This is a genomic window from Sporomusa sp. 246TCP1 (assembly GCF_057319775.1).
In genome coordinates, this window is sequence record NZ_CM170492.1 from 2,304,780 (window position 1) to 2,325,197 (window position 20,418).

Sequence of the window (20,418 nt, forward strand, 5' to 3'; positions counted from 1 at the left end):
ATTAGGCCTCCAATTTAAAATTTCTTTTTTTGGACATTTCCCGCTCTTTAAGTTCAATAATATCTAAAAATGCGCCTACGCGAGTTTCAAAACCGGCATGAGCAGTATGTGAGTCGAATTCTAAATAGCAAAATACTTCTCCCGCTAATTTACTACGGAAAGTATGATACATGCTGACATCAGGCACACAGGAAAAACAGGATACCAGGCAAATATATACGTTAGGCGTTTTTTTCGCATAATTGATGGCATTTATAGTCTGTCTGGTAAAATACCAAACACCATTGCGGTCAGTTCCGTTTTCTTCCACTTGCGGCAACATATCGGCAGTGACTACATTATATCCTCTGCTGGTTATTTTCCGGGGCAAAGCCAAATTAGCTTCTGCAGAACAAATTACATAGGGCCTGCCAGCGAGAACAATCGTTGGCTCAGTAATTATCTTGTATAAATTCTCCTTTTTAAATTGCTCAAATTCTGTTTTATAGGACTCATAGCGGGCAAAGGCACGTTCACCGGCTCTCACTGCAATATTTTTATCAATACATAGCTGCTCCCCTAACTTTCCGATCTGTTTAAGCGAAGCCTCTCTAAATTCATCCGAAAAACTGATTGGGAGCTGCAACAGCCTGCCGCTGTCGAGATTAAATGCGGTTCGAACCAAATCCGGAACAATTTCCGCATTACCGCAAATATAATTATGCGCTTGGTGATCCGGGTTTTTCCCCTCAAAAACATGGGGTAAAAAAATGTGGTCAACCCCTTGCTGCAACAAATCATAGACTGCGCCGTGCGCGATCTCACAGGGGTAGCAGATCGATCCCAATGTTTTTGCGTTTCCCTCTTTGGAGGCCTTGGATAAACTAACATTAAATCCCAACTCATTGATGAGTTTAGCATAAAATGGGTAGAACTCATACGTAGTTAAAGCCAGGGGAATCCCGATCGTACCCCGGGGGTGACGAAATGTTTCGGCACCATATTTTTCAAACATCAGTTGATTGCGAACCGCAACCAGATCCTGTCCTTCATCCTTTAACCGGCTGTGTTTTGGCTTTACCTCATATTTTGAACATAATCCGCCAAACGGAAATTCTTTGCCCCGGACTTGAATCTTTTTAATTTCGCATATATTTTCACAAGCCGGGCATTTGAATGTTCCTTTTACTTCCATAGAACCTTTGAGTAACTCTCCCAAGTTATATGTTTTTTGCGAAAGTTCTCCTTCGTTAATCATATCCTGGGCCATTAGGCAACTGCCGACACACCCCATTAACTCCGGATATTGTGGTACAACTACTTTGCGTTGGGTTAAAGCCGCTATCGCCAGGGCAACTGATCTATTCAGGGCTACTCCGCCTTGAAACAGTAACCTTTCTCCCACTTCTCTTACGCCGACTAAACGGGAAATATAATTTCGTATAATTGAATAAACAAGGCCGGCAATAACATCCTCCGGCAGTGCCCCCTGTTGCAGGGCACTGCGTAAATCAGTATTGATGAAAGCGGCACACCGTTCTCCAAAAGCAATCGGCTGCAGGCTGCTTTCAGCCTTTTTGCTGATATCTTCAACAGAAATTCCCATATCTACAGACACTGCTTCTTCAAGAAAACTACCAGTCCCGGCTGAACAGCCATCATTCATGGCGTAGTCGACAGGAATTCCGTTGAGGAAGGAAATAAACTTCGAATCTTGCCCGCCGATTTCAAACACCGTATCCACATCCGGTACTTCTTCTGCCGCTGCTCTGGCATGCGATAAAATCTCATTAAAACTTGGGCAGTTTTCAAAAAATACGGAAACAATTCCTCTGCCGGACCCTGTGACTGCAATTTGAACAACATGAATCTTTTTTTCGCCCACCTGTTTAACCAATTCCTGCAAACAATTATTCACCGCAGTTATGGGGTTTCCGTGAGTTCGCAGATAACAGTTTGCATCAACAGTTCCCCGTGATAGATTAAAAAGAATCGCCTTAGTAGTAGTTGAGCCGGCATCGACCCCCATAATATAAGCTGCGCCTTCAACCACTTTATGGGCATAATTCCCCTGTACCCTATAATCAAGAAGGTTTTCCGCCTGGCGAAGAGGCGGCATGCTAAAAGGAGCTTGTGGCTCCTTAACACTGATATTTGAATAGGAAACAGCTTCTTGCTGAGGTAATTCATCTGCAAACAATGATGCGCCAAAAGCCTCAAAACAAGGACTTTCTTCCCGCACTATCAGCTCCGAGTCTTTAAATAACCGACGCAATTGTTCAATAAATGGCTCATTTAAGGCTAGCCCGCCAATAATCATAATCGACCTTGTTTCCCACCGCGCTGCTGCCACCATTTTATATACTTTTTTTGCCAAATCATCAATCAACGATTTGGCAATATCCGCGCGGCTGCATTCGCCTTTATTGAGTTTATGCGTGGCATCTGATTTGCAATAAACAGAACAACGGGTAGCCAAATCCACCGGGTTTCCCTTCAGGCTCTCTTGAATTCCACGATCTAATGTCAAATCCATCCTTTGAAGTTGCTGGACTAAAAACTCGCCTGTCCCGGCGGCACACTTTGATGAAGGAATAATATTGCGAATCTGCCCGTCTTTCAATGTATACACACTAAAAATTTCTCCGCCAAGCGAAAGCAATATATCTGGTTTTAAATCAAAATGCGCCAATGCTCTTTCTAAGCATTCCGATTCAGAACGGTATGGCAAATTAAATAATCCTTTTACAGCTTGTCCGGTAACTACCATTTTGACTTTTCCTTGTGCCGGGTACCGTTTGATAATTTCCTGAACCTTTTCCAATGGGTTTCCTTCATGTCGTTTCATTCCCATATAGTACTCTTGTGAATTTATCCTGCGGACCCACTTAACAGCTACAGAACCTATCTCCAAACCCTCACAAAAAGTATCCCCGGTAATATTCCCCATGTCCCTTTGCCTCCTCTAATCCCTGTTTATCTTTTGCGGCGAGTTAAGACTCCCGCCTCTGCAGGCGGCTGGTTCAGGTGGGGTAGACTCCCACCTGAACCAGCCGATGTTTCAGCTATGCTGAAACAAGTTCACTTACTAAAACCCAGCCTTGCTGTTACATACCTCCGGCAATATTAAGTTTCTGGAACTGCCAGTTCCAAAAACTATTGTTGCTACTACTATTTTTGAGATAACCAACCTTGCTGCAGTAATCTAAATAAACCGCGATTAACTCTTCATTGATTTCAGGGCAAATTATACCGCCCTGTGCCAGCACTTTTCTGGTATAGGTAGTATCGACATGTGATTTTTGTACCATTGAGGGATTAAACATAATTAGTTCAGTTGATATCGAACGGTAACCATTATTTTCACTATGCAAGTTGTTCATATATTCCCCGGCGCTGACAAACCTGATAGGATAACCCACTTTATCAATCATCGCCATAATATCTTTATAAGTCTTATAATCCGGATTTGATAAGTGATAGGTTTGATAGATGTTCTTTACAGACATACTAAGCCATACTATGCTCCGGCTCACATAATCAATAGGCGTTATATCAAAATGCCAGGGATTATCTATAGCCATTCCCAACTCAATTGCCGTTTTTAAAAAATCATAGAATATACCAGGAGTATTGGTCAGATTAAAGGGATAATATCCCTTCTTGCTATCTCCCATAATGTAACCAGACCGCATTATTATCCATTTTAAATCTTTGGTGGAACGAATGATTTTTTCTGCTTCAAACTTAGATTGGGAATAGCCAAGTTTGTTAAATTGCTGGCCAAAATCAAAATCGTTTTCGGTAAAGACTTCACCTTCTTTAAACTGGTGATCACCCATAATCCCATAGATGGTAGAGATATGAATAAAATATTTCTGTGGAGTTTTCAAAGCAAAGTTAACCATATTTTGAGTTCCAGCAACATTCACATCCTTTACTTCATTATATAATCCATGAAGACTGGTTTTTCCGGCACAATGGACAACCATATCAATTGTTGCTGCTAATTCTTGATATAATTCAGGCGGCATTTTCAAAGAAGGCTGAGTTATGTCCCCTAAGACGGGAATTACACGGCGGTCAAATTCGGATAATAGTTCATGATCCGGATCATGAACCTCTAGCATAGCTTGAATCCTTTGCTTTGCTTGCACAATATTTTCCGCCCTTAGCAAGCAATACAGCTTACTATCGCTATGATTCAGATATTCCCAGACCAGTCTCCCTCCCAAAACACCGGTAACACCAGTTAATAATATTTTTTTTGTCTTAAGTTCTAGTGAGTCAGCCGGTAACCGGGATGGTTGCTTTGCTGTCAAAGTCAGTTTTTTAATTTTACTGTTTTGCCGTGCTGCATCCCTGTTGTTACTAATCATTGTTTCTGCTGCGGCAGGCCGGTGCTGGTTAACTTTCCCATTAATATACCCGGCCAATTTATTAACTGTATTTTGATCAAAAATAACCTCTATATCAACTATGTCGCCAAATTCCTTTTGCAGATCATTAATGATTTTAATTCGGGCGAAAGAATCAAGACCATATACCTCAAAATCAACTTCCGGGTTCAATTCTTCTGGTTCTAAGCCTAACTCTTGTGCAACAATCTGTTTAAGCAAGTCTTGAACTTCGTTAAATCCGGCAGCAGATTGTTCTTCTTCACCCTGGCGGTATTGGTCAATTATTACCTGCTGCAAAGAATTTTCGTCATCGAATGAGTTCATCGTAGCATTCGAGTTACTTCCAGCCTCCTTTATCTCTTCTATCTCTTCCATTTCGTTTCGCGCTAGATTCCCGGCTTGATTATTCAGTTGATTTCCTGTAGTAACAGGTTCCCCGCCTGACGCTGAATGATTATCTTTTGCCGAAATCCAGTACGACTTCTGTTCAAATGGATAGGTTGGCAACGAAATTATATTTCCGTGATCAAGCTTTTCCCATGGTACTGAAACTCCTTCAACCCATAAAGCGGCCAATTTCTCCATATCACGTTGCCGGATTAACACATTTACCTTCTCCCGGGATTGTTCCTTGCTCAATACTGGCAGCAATCCAACTGTACAGCCATAGAAGATGGTATTAAGATCAGCGGCCGTCTCCTGGGGATTAATAAATTTTGTTAATCCGTCAATAAAATCCTTCCATGTCTCGCCAACGATAGCCATTCTTTCTTCCATAGGTTCCCGACCAATCTGCAGAGTATACGCGATATCTGCAATAACAGTATTATCTGTATGAGCTGCACGGGAATTGCTGCAAAAATCACGCAACCGCTTGGCATACTCATACAAACAAGCCTTAGTCCGTGCTGAAAGCAACATAATTTGAGGAGAAACACGCTCACATTCCTGTGATTTTGTTATACTTTGGTACTCTTCAAGGATCATATGCGCATTTGCCCCGCCAGCTCCAAAAGAACTAATAGCCGCTCTTCGGGGAAGAGTTTGAAAAATGCCATTTTTGTTTTCTGTTATGGGAGTCCATTCCGTCAACTTTTGCTGTACATAGAAGGGTGAATTATCAAATTCAATATTCGAATTAAGCTTCTCTGAATGCAATGAAGGCACGATTTGCTTATGTTTTAACTGCAGTAATACTTTGGTCAGCCCTGCCATCCCTGCAGCTGCTTCTAAATGTCCAATATTAGATTTCACAGATCCGACCGCACAGTACTGCTTATCTTGAGTAAATTTATGATAAGCCTTAGTTAACCCATTTATTTCAATAGGATCACCAAGTGAAGTACCTGTTCCATGTGCTTCAATATAAGTGATAGTACGCGGGTCCACTTGCGCTTTGTGCAGAGATTCTACTATCAGGTCAGCTTGCGCATTTAAATTAGGGACAGTATAGCCGTTAGTTTTTCCACCATGGTTTATGGAAATATCTTTAATTACTGCGTAAATCTGATCTTGATCAGCAATAGCTTTTTGCAACGGTTTCAACAGGACAGCCCCCACACCCTCACCGGGTACATATCCATCCCCGCCTTCGCCAAAACTACGGCAACGACCGTCACTGGACAAAAATCTGTTCCGACACAACTGCAGATATTTATTGGGATGTAAGGAAAGGCTGACCCCACCCGCAACGGCCATTTCACAATCGCCGTGACAGATGCTATTGCAGGCTAAATAAATAGCTGTCAACGAGGAGGAACACATGGTATCTAAAGCTATACTCGGGCCATTAAAGTTATAAAAATAGGAAATACGATTAGCAATCGAGGCAAAGGATTGAGTTGGCAGTACACCATTTTCCCTGTGTCCATCCCCCAAAAGCTGATATTCGCTCCACATAACCCCTGCAAACACTCCCACATTGGCGTGTTTTCGCAAGCGGTTCTTGGTATAACCGGCGTCCTCCATAGTCTCCCATACAATCTCCATGAAAAGTCTTTCCTGAGGATCAATCTGATGGGCATCCAGGGGGGCAATATTAAAGAGCAACGGATCGAACTTATCGATATCAGCTAAGAAACCTCCCCACTTAGAATACATGGTTCCTGCTATATCTTTATTACGGGTATAATATTGATGGTAATCCCATCTCGAAGGGGGTATTTCCGTGATACAATCCCGGCCATCACGCATATTTCTCCAAAATTCCTGCATATTGTCCGCCTGAGGATAGCGGCCTGAAACACCAATGATGGCGATATCTAAGGGACCTATTTCTTTTTTCTCCTGAGCTTGTGTTCTAAGAGAAATAAATCTGGATCGTTTACGACTGCCAAAGGATGGTTTTACAGGTTTTGTCCTAGCTGCAAAGCAGCCGGGATTCTCAATAGTTGCTGCAACTTTATCCTCTATCGCAAATAATTGGAGGAGTTGCTCCCGGTATGATTGCAAGAAATACTCACTTAATTCCTGGATGTTCTGGTATTCAAAAAATAGTGTTTTCGGCAATGACCCAAATCTTTTTTCTAATTGATTGGTTAATTGCATAATCATGACCGAATCTATACCGTATTTTTCCAGCGGAGCATCCTCTTCAATTCGATGCGGCGGCAACTTAATAATGGAAGAAAACAGTTGCTTAAGAAAATCTGCAACTTTTTCCCCAAGCAAATTTTGCTCACCTGCCGTAACCACTTTATTTTGTTTCACACCAGGCGTTTGCGTTGTCTCAGTATTGATTAATTGCCCCAAGAAAACTTCATGAAGCCGTTTGCGGTCACCTTCCATAATGACCATTTGCTCAAAGCCTAAGGCAATGCCCTGGTACAAGGCTCTGATACCAGTTGTAGTCTTCATGGCAACTAACCCCATGTTTTGCCGCATAGTGTTTTCAATTTTGACGTCAACTCTCATCCCACCATCTTTCCACAGCGGCCAGTTGACAGACAGGGTTTGTCCCTGCCGTTGGCCTGAAGCGACCAAGGTAGTACGATACTTGGCGTAAGCATCCATGAAAGCATTGGCAACTGCGTAGTCGCACTGGCCTGGATTGCCAAAAGCTCCGGTCACAGAAGAAAAGAGAATAAAGAAGTCAAGCGCCAACTCTTTTGTTGCCTGATCCAGGTTTACAAGCCCTGTAACCTTTGGAGCCAGGACTTCCTGCAATTCGTCGCTGGTTTTCCTAATAATGAATCCATCCTGGATCATACCCGCACTATGGATAATCCCGTGAAGGCCGCCGAATTCTTCCTGGATACCTGTAATTAAGTCGGTAACTGCCTGCTTTTGGGTCACATCGGTTTGTCTGTATACAGCACAGGCACCCAAGGCTTCCAGTTCTTCTAATTGGGCTTGCTTACCGTCAGTAAGCGGAGAACGCCCAGTAAGAATCAATGTCGCACTCTTAACCTGCTGCGCGATTTCTCTGGCAAATAGAAGTCCCAGACCGCCAGTGCCGCCGGTGATCATATAGATACCCTTGTCTTTCCACGGAATTCTTACTTCTTCCGGAGAAGGTTCAATTTCACACCAACCGGCAACATAACGTTTATCATCTTGATAGCAAATGTGGCTGCCAACAGGACTTTGTCTATTCTCTTTCAGCTTTTCTGCCAGCCCTGCTGCCGATTCTCCCGGTTCCACCTCAATCAACTGTCCAGTCAGTCTGGGATTTTCAAGCTGCGCTGTTTTCAAAAGTCCGGAGAGTCCTGAAAAAAGCCGCTGTTCGCCCTGGTTGAAAACAACGATCTGAAACAACACTTTATCCTTGGTTTTTTGTTTGAGGATGGTTTGGATTTCTTCAAATGCTTTTGTTGTATAGGCCTGGAACCGCTTGGCTATGCCTTGCTCCTTTGATTCTACGGTGAGAAAGCGTACCCCCGCTAGTTGCGTTTGAATGCTTTCCCGGATAATATCGCCTGGTTCACAAAGCATAACCAGCTGCCGGTCATATTCAAGGCCTGCAGCTTGTCCGGCAGGGCCTTGCTCTTGCCAGCATGGCCGGAGCATTAATGTCCCGGGAACGGACTGCGACTGCGATCCTGCCGAACCTAATTCCCCTTCCAGAACCCTTGATGAAAACCCGGTCATTCGCACACAGATATTTCCTTGCCCGTCACACAGGTCAATATCGAATTTCGGCAGCTTAGCTGCAACTTTACCGGATTCACTATAACGAATCCAAGCCCACATTTTTGCTGTACAATTGCCCAGAATGACAAGTTCCTGCAGGGCAAAGGGCAGCGGCAGCTTGAGGGAACTTGTATCCTGTATAGTATCAGCACCCGGCAGTAATCCCAGCGATGCCTGCAGGGCCGCATCCAGCAAACTGGGATGCAAAACAAATTGCTGTTGTGTAGCGGCAACTGAAGAAGGCAGGGACAGCTGCGCCAATACCTGATCTGCGCCCAAATATATTTTCTCAATCCCCTGGTGCCCCGGACCATAGGCGAACCCCATAGCCCGGAAAGTATCATAACATTGCAGGGCTGAAAGTGTTGCCCGGCTGCACTGGGCTTGCAGCTCTTCGAGGTTTAGGGCTGGAAGCGCTGCCGCCTTGCTCAGCACGGCGCTGCCCTGGCTGTGTACTACCGGCTCTGCCTGGTTCTCTTCGCTATATATTTCAAAAGATATTAGTCCGTTATCCTCAGGAAATAGCCCGATATGCACCTGAACCGGCTGATCCTCCACAGCAATTGGCCGGGCCCAGACTATATTTTTGAGCCTGATTCCGGTTTGGCCGTCCTCCGGATCTCCTGCCGCCTGTTCCACTGCGGTGCGGGCCATCTCAAGGCAGGCCACACCAGGCAAAACCGGTTTGCCTTTTATGATATGATCGGCCAGGAAAAATTCCCTGCCGGTGAAGGTAGATGTAAAACGCTGTTCATATAAGTTGGATGTATTTTGGTGCAACAAGGGATGAATAGAGTCTGCAGTAGCTGTCGCTATGCTGTGATCAGCCCTGGTGTCAACCTCAGGAATCCAGTACCGTTCTCTGGTGAAAGGATAGGTTGGCAAACTGATGCGCCGGGGCTTTTTGTCGCCATAAAGCTTGTTGCAATCAAACCGTAACCCTTTGACCCACAGTTCTAGAAATTTCCCATACTTCTTGCGGCTAATCCATTTATCAACGGCTTCCGACAATTCTTCATCCACAGTAAAAATGGATACCGTCTCGTTATTGTGTTTGATCTGCCCCTGGTACAAGTCTTCTATATCAGCCTTACCTTCCAGAAAATCATTTAATTTTTCTTCAAGTTCTGTGATCGAGCAAACAATCACCGCTAGACGTTCTTCCATAGCCTCGCGTCCTACCTGAAGCGTATAGGCCATATCGGCCAGACTGTTGTCGGTAATTTGCTGCGCCTCAATTGCGCTCAGCAAGCGTTGCACCTGCTCTTGCAGCTGCTCCTTACTCTTTGCCGAGAGCATGATAATTGCCGGATTTTCGGGGGTAACCATCGTTTGAGGCCTTTCTAAGAGTTTGGGAATATATTCTTCGATCACGATATGGGCATTTGCTCCTCCGGCACCAAAGGATGATATTCCGGCCATCCTTGAACATTCCCTGATTTCGCCATTGCTATTAATCACCGGCTGGTTCCAATCCGCAAGTTTCTGCTGGACTATGAAGGGGGTATTGCTGAAATCAATATGGGGATTCAATACCTCAGAATGTAGGGAAGGCACTAATTGGTGATATTTTAGTTGCAGCAATACTTTCGTTACTCCGGCAATTCCTGCCGCACTTTCACAATGCCCAATATTCGATTTGGCCGATCCGATTGCACAGAACTGTTTATCTTTAGTATATTCTTCAAACGCTTTCGTCAAGCCCGCGATTTCAATCGGATCACCCAGGAAAGTCCCGGTGCCATGGGCTTCCAGATAACTGATCGTCCGGGGGTCAACCCCGGCTTCCTTAAAAGCTTGTCCAATAACACTGGCTTGTGCGTTGGGGTTTGGCACTGTATACCCGTTGGTCTTTCCTCCATGATTGATAGAGGTCGCTTTGATGATGCCATAAATGTGATCGCCATCGGCAATGGCTTTCGACAGCGGTTTGAGCAGTACCGCCCCTACGCCTTCTCCGGGCACATAACCGTCGCCGCCTTCACCAAAGCTTTCACACCGCCCTTTACTGGATACAAACTTACTCTGACCGAGAAATAGGTATTTGTTAGGGTGAATGGAAACATTGACACCACCGGCTATTGCACACTCGCATTTGCCCAGTTGCAGGCTTTGACAGGCCAGATGGATTGCGGTTAAGGAGGAAGAACACATGGTGTCCACAGCCATGCTGGGTCCATGGAAATTACAAAAATAAGATACACGGTTGGCTACTGATGATGGATTGCCCCAAACAGCGACCGATCTGCCCTGAATCTGTTCCTGGGCTCCATATAGCTGGTACTCTTCGTACATCACTCCCACAAAAACCCCTACATTGCCTTCCAAACCAGAGCCCTGAATCCGTCCAAGCGCTTCTCTTGTATAGCCTGCGTCCTCTAAGGTTTCATAGACACACTCTAAAAATAAACGCTCCTGAGGATCCATAATTTCTGCTTCGCGGGGTGAAATAGTAAAGAACAGCGGATCAAATTGATCCTCGCCATCGATAAACCCTCCCCACTTGCTGTAGGTTTTTCCAGGCTTATTTCTGTCTTCATCAAAGTACAAGCTATGATCCCAACGGTCTTTGGGAATTTCAGTAATACAATCCTTGCCTTCCCGCAGATTCTTCCAAAATTCATGGATATCTCTCGCTTGCGGATACCGGCCTGCAACACCAATAATGGCAATATCTAATGGTTTTTTTCTTCCCTGGATTCTATACGCAAGGATGCAAAACGGGAACGTCTGCGACTGGCAAGGACAGCTTCTTTAGTCCCGGGCACAGGGATATGGTCTTGGATATCTGAGACAGCAGCTACTGCTTTTCCCTTGCTTCCCAGTAATGTTATCAGTTGATCCCGGTAAGCTTCCATGAAATATCCGGTTAATTCCCGGATAGTTTTATATTCAAAAAATAATGTTTTTGACAGTGAACCAAATGTTTTTTCTAGTTGAGCTGTCAATTGCATAACCATGATCGAATCGATTCCGTACTTTTCCAGCAAAGCATCTGCATCAATACGATCAGTTGATAGTTTGATGACCGAAGAAAGCATTTTCTTGAAATAATGCATGGCTTTTTCCTGGAGCAAATCCTGGGCAATGACTGGCATTATTTGATTTTCGTCGATGGAAACCGGTACTTTTACGGTTTCTGTGGATGATTGCCCTAAGAGTTTGTCCTGAATCTGTGCAAGATCGCCTTCCAGCACCATCATTTGCTCCTTGCCGGCGAGCAGGCCCTGATACAGAGCCCTAATGCCGACTTGGGTCTGCATGGCAATCAGACCTGTGTTTTGCCACATTAGCTTTTCGGTTTCGGCGTCAACTTTCATCCCACCATCTTTCCACAGCGGCCAGTTGACAGACAGGGTTTGTCCCTGCCGCTGGCCTGAAGCAACCAAGGTAGTACGATACTTGGCGTAAGCATCCATGAAAGCATTGGCAACTGCGTAGTCGCACTGGCCTGGATTGCCAAAAGCTCCGGTCACAGAAGAAAAGAGAATAAAGAAGTCAAGTGCCAACTCTTTTGTTGCCTGATCCAGGTTTACAAGCCCTGTAACCTTTGGAGCCAGGACTTCCTGCAATTCGTCGCTGGTTTTCCTAATAATGAATCCATCCTGGATCATACCCGCACTATGGATAATCCCGTGAAGGCCGCCGAATTCTTCCTGGATACCTGTAATTAAGTCGGTAACTGCCTGCTTTTGGGTCACATCGGTTTGTCTGTATACAGCACAGGCACCCAAGGCTTCCAGTTCTTCTAATTGGGCTTGCTTACCGTCAGTAAGCGGAGAACGCCCAGTAAGAATCAATGTCGCACTCTTAACCTGCTGCGCGATTTCTCTGGCAAATAGAAGTCCCAGACCGCCAGTGCCGCCGGTGATCATATAGATACCCTTGTCTTTCCACGGAATTCTTACTTCTTCCGGGGAAGGTTCAATTTCACGCCAACCGGCAACATAACGTTTATCATCTTGATAGCAAATGTGACTGCCAACAGGACTTTGTCTATTCTCTTTCAGCTTTTCTGCCAGCCCTGCTGCCGATTCTCCCGGTTCCACCTCAATCAACTGTCCAGTCAGTCTGGGATTTTCAAGCTGCGCTGTTTTCAAAAGTCCGGAGAGTCCTGAAAAAAGCCGCTGTTCGCCCTGGTTGAAAACAACGATCTGAAACAACACTTTATCCTTGGTTTTTTGTTTGAGGATGGTTTGGATTTCTTCAAATGCTTTTGTTGTATAGGCCTGGAACCGCTTGGCTATGCCTTGCTCCTTTGATTCTACGATGAGAAAGCGTACCCCCGCTAGTTGCGTTTGAATGCTTTCCCGGATAATATCGCCTGGTTCACAAAGCATAACCAGCTGCCGGTCATATTCAAGGCCTGCAGCTTGTCCGGCAGGGCCTTGCTCTTGCCAGCATGGCCGGAGCATTAATGTCCCGGGAACGGACTGCGACTGCGATCCTGCCGAACCTAATTCCCCTTCCAGAACCCTTGATGAAAACCCGGTCATTCGCACACAGATATTTCCTTGCCCGTCACACAGGTCAATATCGAATTTCGGCAGTTTAGCTTCAACTTTACCGGATTCACTATAACGAATCCAAGCCCACATTTTTGCTGTACAATTGCCCAGAATGACAAGTTCCTGCAGGGCAAAGGGCAGCGGCAGCTTGAGGGAACTTGTATCCTGTATAGTATCAGCACCCGGCAGTAATCCCAGCGATGCCTGCAGGGCCGCATCCAGCAAACTGGGATGCAAAACAAATTGCTGTTGTGTAGCGGCAACTGAAGAAGGCAGGGACAGCTGCGCCAATACCTGATCTGCGCCCAAATATATTTTCTCAATCCCCTGGTGCCCCGGACCATAGGCGAACCCCATAGCCCGGAAAGTATCATAACATTGCAGGGCTGAAAGTGTTGCCCGGCTGCACTGGGCTTGCAGCTCTTCGAGGTTTAGGGCTGGAAGCGCTGCCGCCTTGCTCAGCACGGCGCTGCCCTGGCTGTGTACTACCGGCTCTGCCTGGTTCTCTTCGCTATATATTTCAAAAGATATTAGTCCGTTATCCTCAGGAAATAGCCCGATATGCACCTGAACCGGCTGATCCTCCACAGCAATTGGCCGGGCCCAGACTATATTTTTGAGCCTGATTCCGGTTTGGTCGTCCTCCGGATCTCCTGCCGCCTGTTCCACTGCGGTGCGGGCCATCTCAAGGCAGGCCACACCAGGCAAAACCGGTTTGCCTTTTATGATATGATCGGCCAGGAAAAATTCCCTGCCGGTGAAGGTAGATGTAAAACGCTGTTCATATAAGTTGGATGTATTTTGGTGCAACAGGGGATGAATAGAGTCTGCAGTAGCTATCGCTGTAGCTGCCGCTATGCTGTGATCAGCCCTGGTGTCAACCTCAGGAATCCAGTACCGTTCTCTGGTGAAGGGATAGGTTGGCAAACTGATGCGCCGGGGCTTTTTGTCGCCATAAAGCTTGTTGCAATCAAACCGTAACCCTTTGACCCACAGTTCTAGAAATTTCCCATACTTCTTGCGGCTAATCCATTTATCAACGGCTTCCGACAATTCTTCATCCACAGTAAAAATGGATACCGTCTCGTTATTGTGTTTGATCTGCCCCTGGTACAAGTCTTCTATATCAGCCTTACCTTCCAGAAAATCATTTAATTTTTCTTCAAGTTCTGTGATCGAGCAAACAATCACCGCTAGACGTTCTTCCATAGCCTCGCGTCCTACCTGAAGCGTATAGGCCATATCGGCCAGACTGTTGTCGGTAATTTGCTGCGCCTCAATTGCGCTCAGCAAGCGTTGCACCTGCTCTTGCAGCTGCTCCTTACTCTTTGCCGAGAGCATGATAATTGCCGGATTTTCGGGGGTAACCATCGTTTGAGGCCTTTCTAAGAGTTTGGGAATATATTCTTCGATCACGATATGGGCATTTGCTCCTCCGGCACCAAAGGATGATATTCCGGCCATCCTTGAACATTCCCTGATTTCGCCATTGCTATTAATCACCGGCTGGTTCCAATCCGCAAGTTTCTGCTGGACTATGAAGGGGGTATTGCTGAAATCAATATGGGGATTCAATACCTCAGAATGCAGGGAAGGCACTAATTGGTGATATTTTAGTTGCAGCAATACTTTCGTTACTCCGGCAATTCCTGCCGCACTTTCACAATGCCCAATATTCGATTTGGCCGATCCGATTGCACAGAACTGTTTATCTTTAGTATATTCTTCAAACGCTTTCGTCAAGCCCGCGATTTCAATCGGATCACCCAGGAAAGTCCCGGTGCCATGGGCTTCCAGATAACTGATCGTCCGGGGGTCAACCCCGGCTTCCTTAAAAGCTTGTCCAATAACACTGGCTTGTGCGTTGGGGTTTGGCACTGTATACCCGTTGGTCTTTCCTCCATGATTGATAGAGGTCGCTTTGATGATGCCATAAATGTGATCGCCATCGGCAATGGCTTTCGACAGCGGTTTGAGCAGTACCGCCCCTACGCCTTCTCCGGGCACATAACCGTCGCCGCCTTCACCAAAGCTTTCACACCGCCCTTTACTGGATACAAACTTACTCTGACCGAGAAATAGGTATTTGTTAGGGTGAATGGAAACATTGACACCACCGGCTATTGCACACTCGCATTTGCCCAGTTGCAGGCTTTGACAGGCCAGATGGATTGCGGTTAAGGAGGAAGAACACATGGTGTCCACAGCCATGCTGGGTCCATGGAAATTACAAAAATAAGATACACGGTTGGCTACTGATGATGGATTGCCCCAAACAGCGACCGATCTGCCCTGAATCTGTTCCTGGGCTCCATATAGCTGGTACTCTTCGTACATCACTCCCACAAAAACCCCTACATTGCCTTCCAAACCAGAGCCCTGAATCCGTCCAAGCGCTTCTCTTGTATAGCCTGCGTCCTCTAAGGTTTCATAGACACACTCTAAAAATAAACGCTCCTGAGGATCCATAATTTCTGCTTCGCGGGGTGAAATAGTAAAGAACAGCGGATCAAATTGATCCTCGCCATCGATAAACCCTCCCCACTTGCTGTAGGTTTTTCCAGGCTTATTTCTGTCTTCATCAAAGTACAAGCTATGATCCCAACGGTCTTTGGGAATTTCAGTAATACAATCCTTGCCTTCCCGCAGATTCTTCCAAAATTCATGGATATCTCTCGCTTGCGGATACCGGCCTGCAACACCAATAATGGCAATATCTAATGGTTTTTTTCTTCCCTGGATTCTATACGCAAGGATGCAAAACGGGAACGTCTGCGACTGGCAAGGACAGCTTCTTTAGTCCCGGGCACAGGGATATGGTCTTGGATATCTGAGACAGCAGCTACTGCTTTTCCCTTGCTTCCCAGTAATGTTATCAGTTGATCCCGGTAAGCTTCCATGAAATATCCGGTTAATTCCCGGATAGTTTTATATTCAAAAAATAATGTTTTTGACAGTGAACCAAATGTTTTTTCTAGTTGAGCTGTCAATTGCATAACCATGATCGAATCGATTCCGTACTTTTCCAGCAAAGCATCTGCATCAATACGATCAGTTGATAGTTTGATGACCGAAGAAAGCATTTTCTTGAAATAATGCATGGCTTTTTCCTGGAGCAAATCCTGGGCAATGACTGGCATTATTTGATTTTCGTCGATGGAAACCGGTACTTTTACGGTTTCTGTGGATGATTGCCCTAAGAGTTTGTCCTGAATCTGTGCAAGATCGCCTTCCAGCACCATCATTTGCTCCTTGCCGGCGAGCAGGCCCTGATACAGAGCCCTAATGCCGACTTGGGTCTGCATGGCAATCAGACCTGTGTTTTGCCACATTAGCTTTTCGGTTTCGGCGTCAACTTTCATCCCACCATCTTTCCACAGCGGCCAGTTGACAGACAGGGTTTGTCCCTGCCGCTGGCCTGAAGCAACCAAGGTAGTACGATACTTGGCGTAAGCATCCATGAAAGCATTGGCAACTGCGTAGTCGCACTGGCCTGGATTGCCAAAAGCTCCGGTCACAGAAGAAAAGAGAATAAAGAAGTCAAGTGCCAACTCTTTTGTTGCCTGATCCAGGTTTACAAGCCCTGTAACCTTTGGAGCCAGGACTTCCTGCAATTCGTCGCTGGTTTTCCTAATAATGAATCCATCCTGGATCATACCCGCACTATGGATAATCCCGTGAAGGCCGCCGAATTCTTCCTGGATACCTGTAATTAAGTCGGTAACTGCCTGCTTTTGGGTCACATCGGTTTGTCTGTATACAGCACAGGCACCCAAGGCTTCCAGTTCTTCTAATTGGGCTTGCTTACCGTCAGTAAGCGGAGAACGCCCAGTAAGAATCAATGTCGCACTCTTAACCTGCTGCGCGATTTCTCTGGCAAATAGAAGTCCCAGACCGCCAGTGCCGCCGGTGATCATATAGATACCCTTGTCTTTCCACGGAATTCTTACTTCTTCCGGGGAAAGTTCAATTTCACGCCAACCGGCAACATAACGTTTATCATCTTGATAGCAAATGTGACTGCCAACAGGACTTTGTCTATTCTCTTTCAGCTTTTCTGCCAGCCCTGCTGCCGATTCTCCCGGTTCCACCTCAATCAACTGTCCAGTCAGTCTGGGATTTTCAAGCTGCGCTGTTTTCAAAAGTCCGGAGAGTCCTGAAAAAAGCCGCTGTTCGCCCTGGTTGAAAACAACGATCTGAAACAACACTTTATCCTTGGTTTTTTGTTTGAGGATGGTTTGGATTTCTTCAAATGCTTTTGTTGTATAGGCCTGGAACCGCTTGGCTATGCCTTGCTCCTTTGATTCTACGATGAGAAAGCGTACCCCCGCTAGTTGCGTTTGAATGCTTTCCCGGATAATATCGCCTGGTTCACAAAGCATAACCAGCTGCCGGTCATATTCAAGGCCTGCAGTTTGTCCGGCAGGGCCTTGCTCTTGCCAGCATGGCCGGAGCATTAATGTCCCGGGAACGGACTGCGACTGCGATCCTGCCGAACCTAATTCCCCTTCCAGAACCCTTGATGAAAACCCGGTCATTCGCACACAGATATTTCCTTGCCCGTCACACAGGTCAATATCGAATTTCGGCAGTTTAGCTTCAACTTTACCGGATTCACTATAACGAATCCAAGCCCACATTTTTGCTGTACAATTGCCCAGAATGACAAGTTCCTGCAGGGCAAAGGGCAGCGGCAGCTTGAGGGAACTTGTATCCTGTATAGTATCAGCACCCGGCAGTAATCCCAGCGATGCCTGCAGGGCCGCATCCAGCAAACTGGGATGCAAAACAAATTGCTGTTGTGTAGCGGCAACTGAAGAAGGCAGGGACAGCTGCGCCAATACCTGATCTGCGCCCAAATATATTTTCTCAATCCCCTGGTGCCCCGGACCATAGGCGAACCCCATAGCCCGGAAAGTATCATAACATTGCAGGGCTGAAAGTGTTGCCCGGCTGCACTGGGCTTGCAGCTCTTCGAGGTTTAGGGCTGGAAGCGCTGCCGCCTTGCTCAGCACGGCGCTGCCCTGGCTGTGTACTACCGGCTCTGCCTGGTTCTCTTCGCTATATATTTCAAAAGATATTAGTCCGTTATCCTCAGGAAATAGCCCGATATGCACCTGAACCGGCTGATCCTCCACAGCAATTGGCCGGGCCCAGACTATATTTTTGAGCCTGATTACAGTTTGGCCCGCTTTCCAATCTCCTGAAGCCTGTTCTACTGCCACCCGGGCCATTTCAAGATAGGTCACGGCAGGTAACATCTTCCGGCCCTTCACAATATGATCGGCCAAAAAAAACTCCTGCCCTGTGAAGGTCGAACTAAAGCGTTGTTCGGAAAAATCGGATGTGTTTTGCTGCAATAACGGATGGGCCAAAGCCAGTGTGCCAAAGCCAGTTATAGTACTGGTGAACACCTCAGTGTCGGTGTCGGATATCCAAAAACGCTCTCTGGCAAACGGATAAGTCGGAAGATTGATTCGATATATTTTGTCATCAGGAAAAATCATCTTCCAATTGAGATTATGTCCCTTGACATACAATTCAGCCAAAGCCATGAGTTTATTGCCATATTCCTGCTTATCCAGCAAGTCATTTGCTTGCAATTCTTTGATAATCGTCTTACCTAACTCTGCAAAAAGAGGTTGTGTTTTGGGATCTTTTTCCAGGATGTTTTGTGTAAAATATTCTGCCGCTTTTTCTTTTTCCAGAACTCGCTTTAATATTTCCTGGAGCTCTTGTATATCTTTTATCACAAAAGCAGACCTTTTATCAAAATGCTCTCTGCCCAAAAGCAAGGTCGCACTAATATCGATGAGTTTATTTTCTTGTTTCTTGTCCTCCAGCCAATGCAGCAGGTCTTTTTCTTTCTGCCGCAATGCCGTCTCTGTTTTGGCGGATAAACAAATTAAATAATAAGGAAGTTCAGGACTGGGATACCTGGCAGTAACTTGTGCTTCTTCCAGAACCACATGTGCATTCGTACCACCAAATCCAAAAGAACTTACGCCTGCTCGCCGGGGAAAATATCCATTGTTTTCATCTGCTAAGAGAGGCCAATCTGTTAACTGATCTATAAAATAAAACGGGCTGTTTTCACTTTCAATGCGGTGATTTAGCCGTTTGAAATTTTGAAGCCCGGGTAACTGTCGGTATTTCATGGACAATAACACTTTGATTACCCCGGCAATTCCGGCCGCAGCTTCCAAATGACCTATATTGGTTTTTACAGACCCCAAACCGCAATAATTTTTCTTTACTGTTTGTCCCTGCTGCGAAGTAAGGCGAGAAAATGCTTGTTGCAATCCTTGAAACTCAATGGGGTCACCTTTGGGAGTACCAGTTCCGTGAGCCTCAATATAACTGATACTCTCAGGTGAAACCCTTGCTTGTTTATGTGCTGCGGCAATCACATCTGCCTGGGCGTCAGCACTAGGATAGGTTAAGGTATGGGTTTTTCCGTTATGATTAACAGCACTTCCCTTCAAAATGCCATAAATAGAATCCCCATCCGCGATAGCTTGATCTAAAGGCTTAAGCAAAATCATACCTGCACCTTCACCGCGTACATAGCCGTCAGCACTTTCGTCAAAGGTTTTACATGACCCTGTAGGCGATAACATACCGGTTTTTGAAAATGAGATATAACGGGTTGGCGTCAATAATATGCTAACTCCCCCCGCCAATGCCATACTGCACTCTCCGGAGTGCAAAGACTGAACAGCTGTATGGATGGCGCTAAGAGAACCGGAACAAGCAGTATCCAGCGCAATACTTGGTCCTTTTAAATTCAAATAATAGGAAATACGGTTAGCGATTACTGGCGAAGCAGTCCCTGTAGAATGATAAGTATCTATTTTGCGGAATTTTCTTTCTTGTAATTCTTTATAGTCAAAATTAAAAACCCCAATGTAAACGCCAACTTTTTCCCCTGATACCTGAGAAGAGCAAATCCCTGCATCCTCTAAACAATCCCAGGCAAGTTCCAGCATAATCCGCTGCTGGGGATCCATTACTTCGGCTTCCCGGGGAGAAAGGTTGAAAAATCCAGCGTCAAAAGCATCCACATCGGCAATAAATCCTCCCCATTTACTAATACTCTTATTTATTTCACTTTGAGGATCTCCCCCAAAAGCTTTACAATCCCAGCGTTCTTTAGGAATTTCCTGAATACTTGAGCGTCCCTGTTTAAGGTTATTCCAGAATTGTTCATAATTATTGGCTCCGGGAAACCGGCATGACATACCGATAATGGCTATATCAGTTACCTGTTGTTGATAATACTTGCATTCGTTCCCTTCTTGATACCTTTCATTCTCCGGTTGAAACTTTTTATCTGACATAACTTCAATTCCTCCCTTAAGAAATTTGTAGTTTCTCGGAAACTTGAGCTGTTATGTGTA

The 20,418-nt window shown here is 45.6% G+C and carries 4 protein-coding genes; all 4 read right to left on the reverse strand.

Features of this window, described 5'->3' with window-relative positions; genetic code table 11:
• Nucleotide 1 precedes the first annotated feature (1 nt).
• The gene (locus AC1ECB_RS11160; protein WP_485668759.1) at nucleotides 2-2,929 is read right to left on the reverse strand and encodes an acyl-CoA dehydratase activase; all 2,928 of its coding nucleotides are present in this window, start codon (nucleotides 2,927-2,929) and stop codon (nucleotides 2-4) included.
• Between the two features lie 157 nt (nucleotides 2,930-3,086).
• Nucleotides 3,087-11,225 carry an SDR family NAD(P)-dependent oxidoreductase gene (locus AC1ECB_RS11165; RefSeq protein ID WP_485669322.1) on the reverse strand — a complete coding sequence of 2,713 codons (8,139 nt, stop codon included), beginning with the start codon at nucleotides 11,223-11,225 and terminating at the stop codon, nucleotides 3,087-3,089.
• Nucleotides 11,186-15,775: a type I polyketide synthase gene (locus AC1ECB_RS11170; protein ID WP_485669323.1), complete on the reverse strand. Its 4,590-nt coding sequence runs from the start codon at nucleotides 15,773-15,775 to the stop codon at nucleotides 11,186-11,188. Before AC1ECB_RS11170 ends, AC1ECB_RS11165 begins: the two co-directional genes overlap by 40 nt.
• Entirely contained in the window at nucleotides 15,736-20,358 is a 4,623-nt protein-coding gene (locus AC1ECB_RS11175) for a type I polyketide synthase (RefSeq protein WP_485668760.1), read from the reverse strand. Before AC1ECB_RS11175 ends, AC1ECB_RS11170 begins: the two co-directional genes overlap by 40 nt.
• Nucleotides 20,359-20,418: the final 60 nt, after the last annotated feature.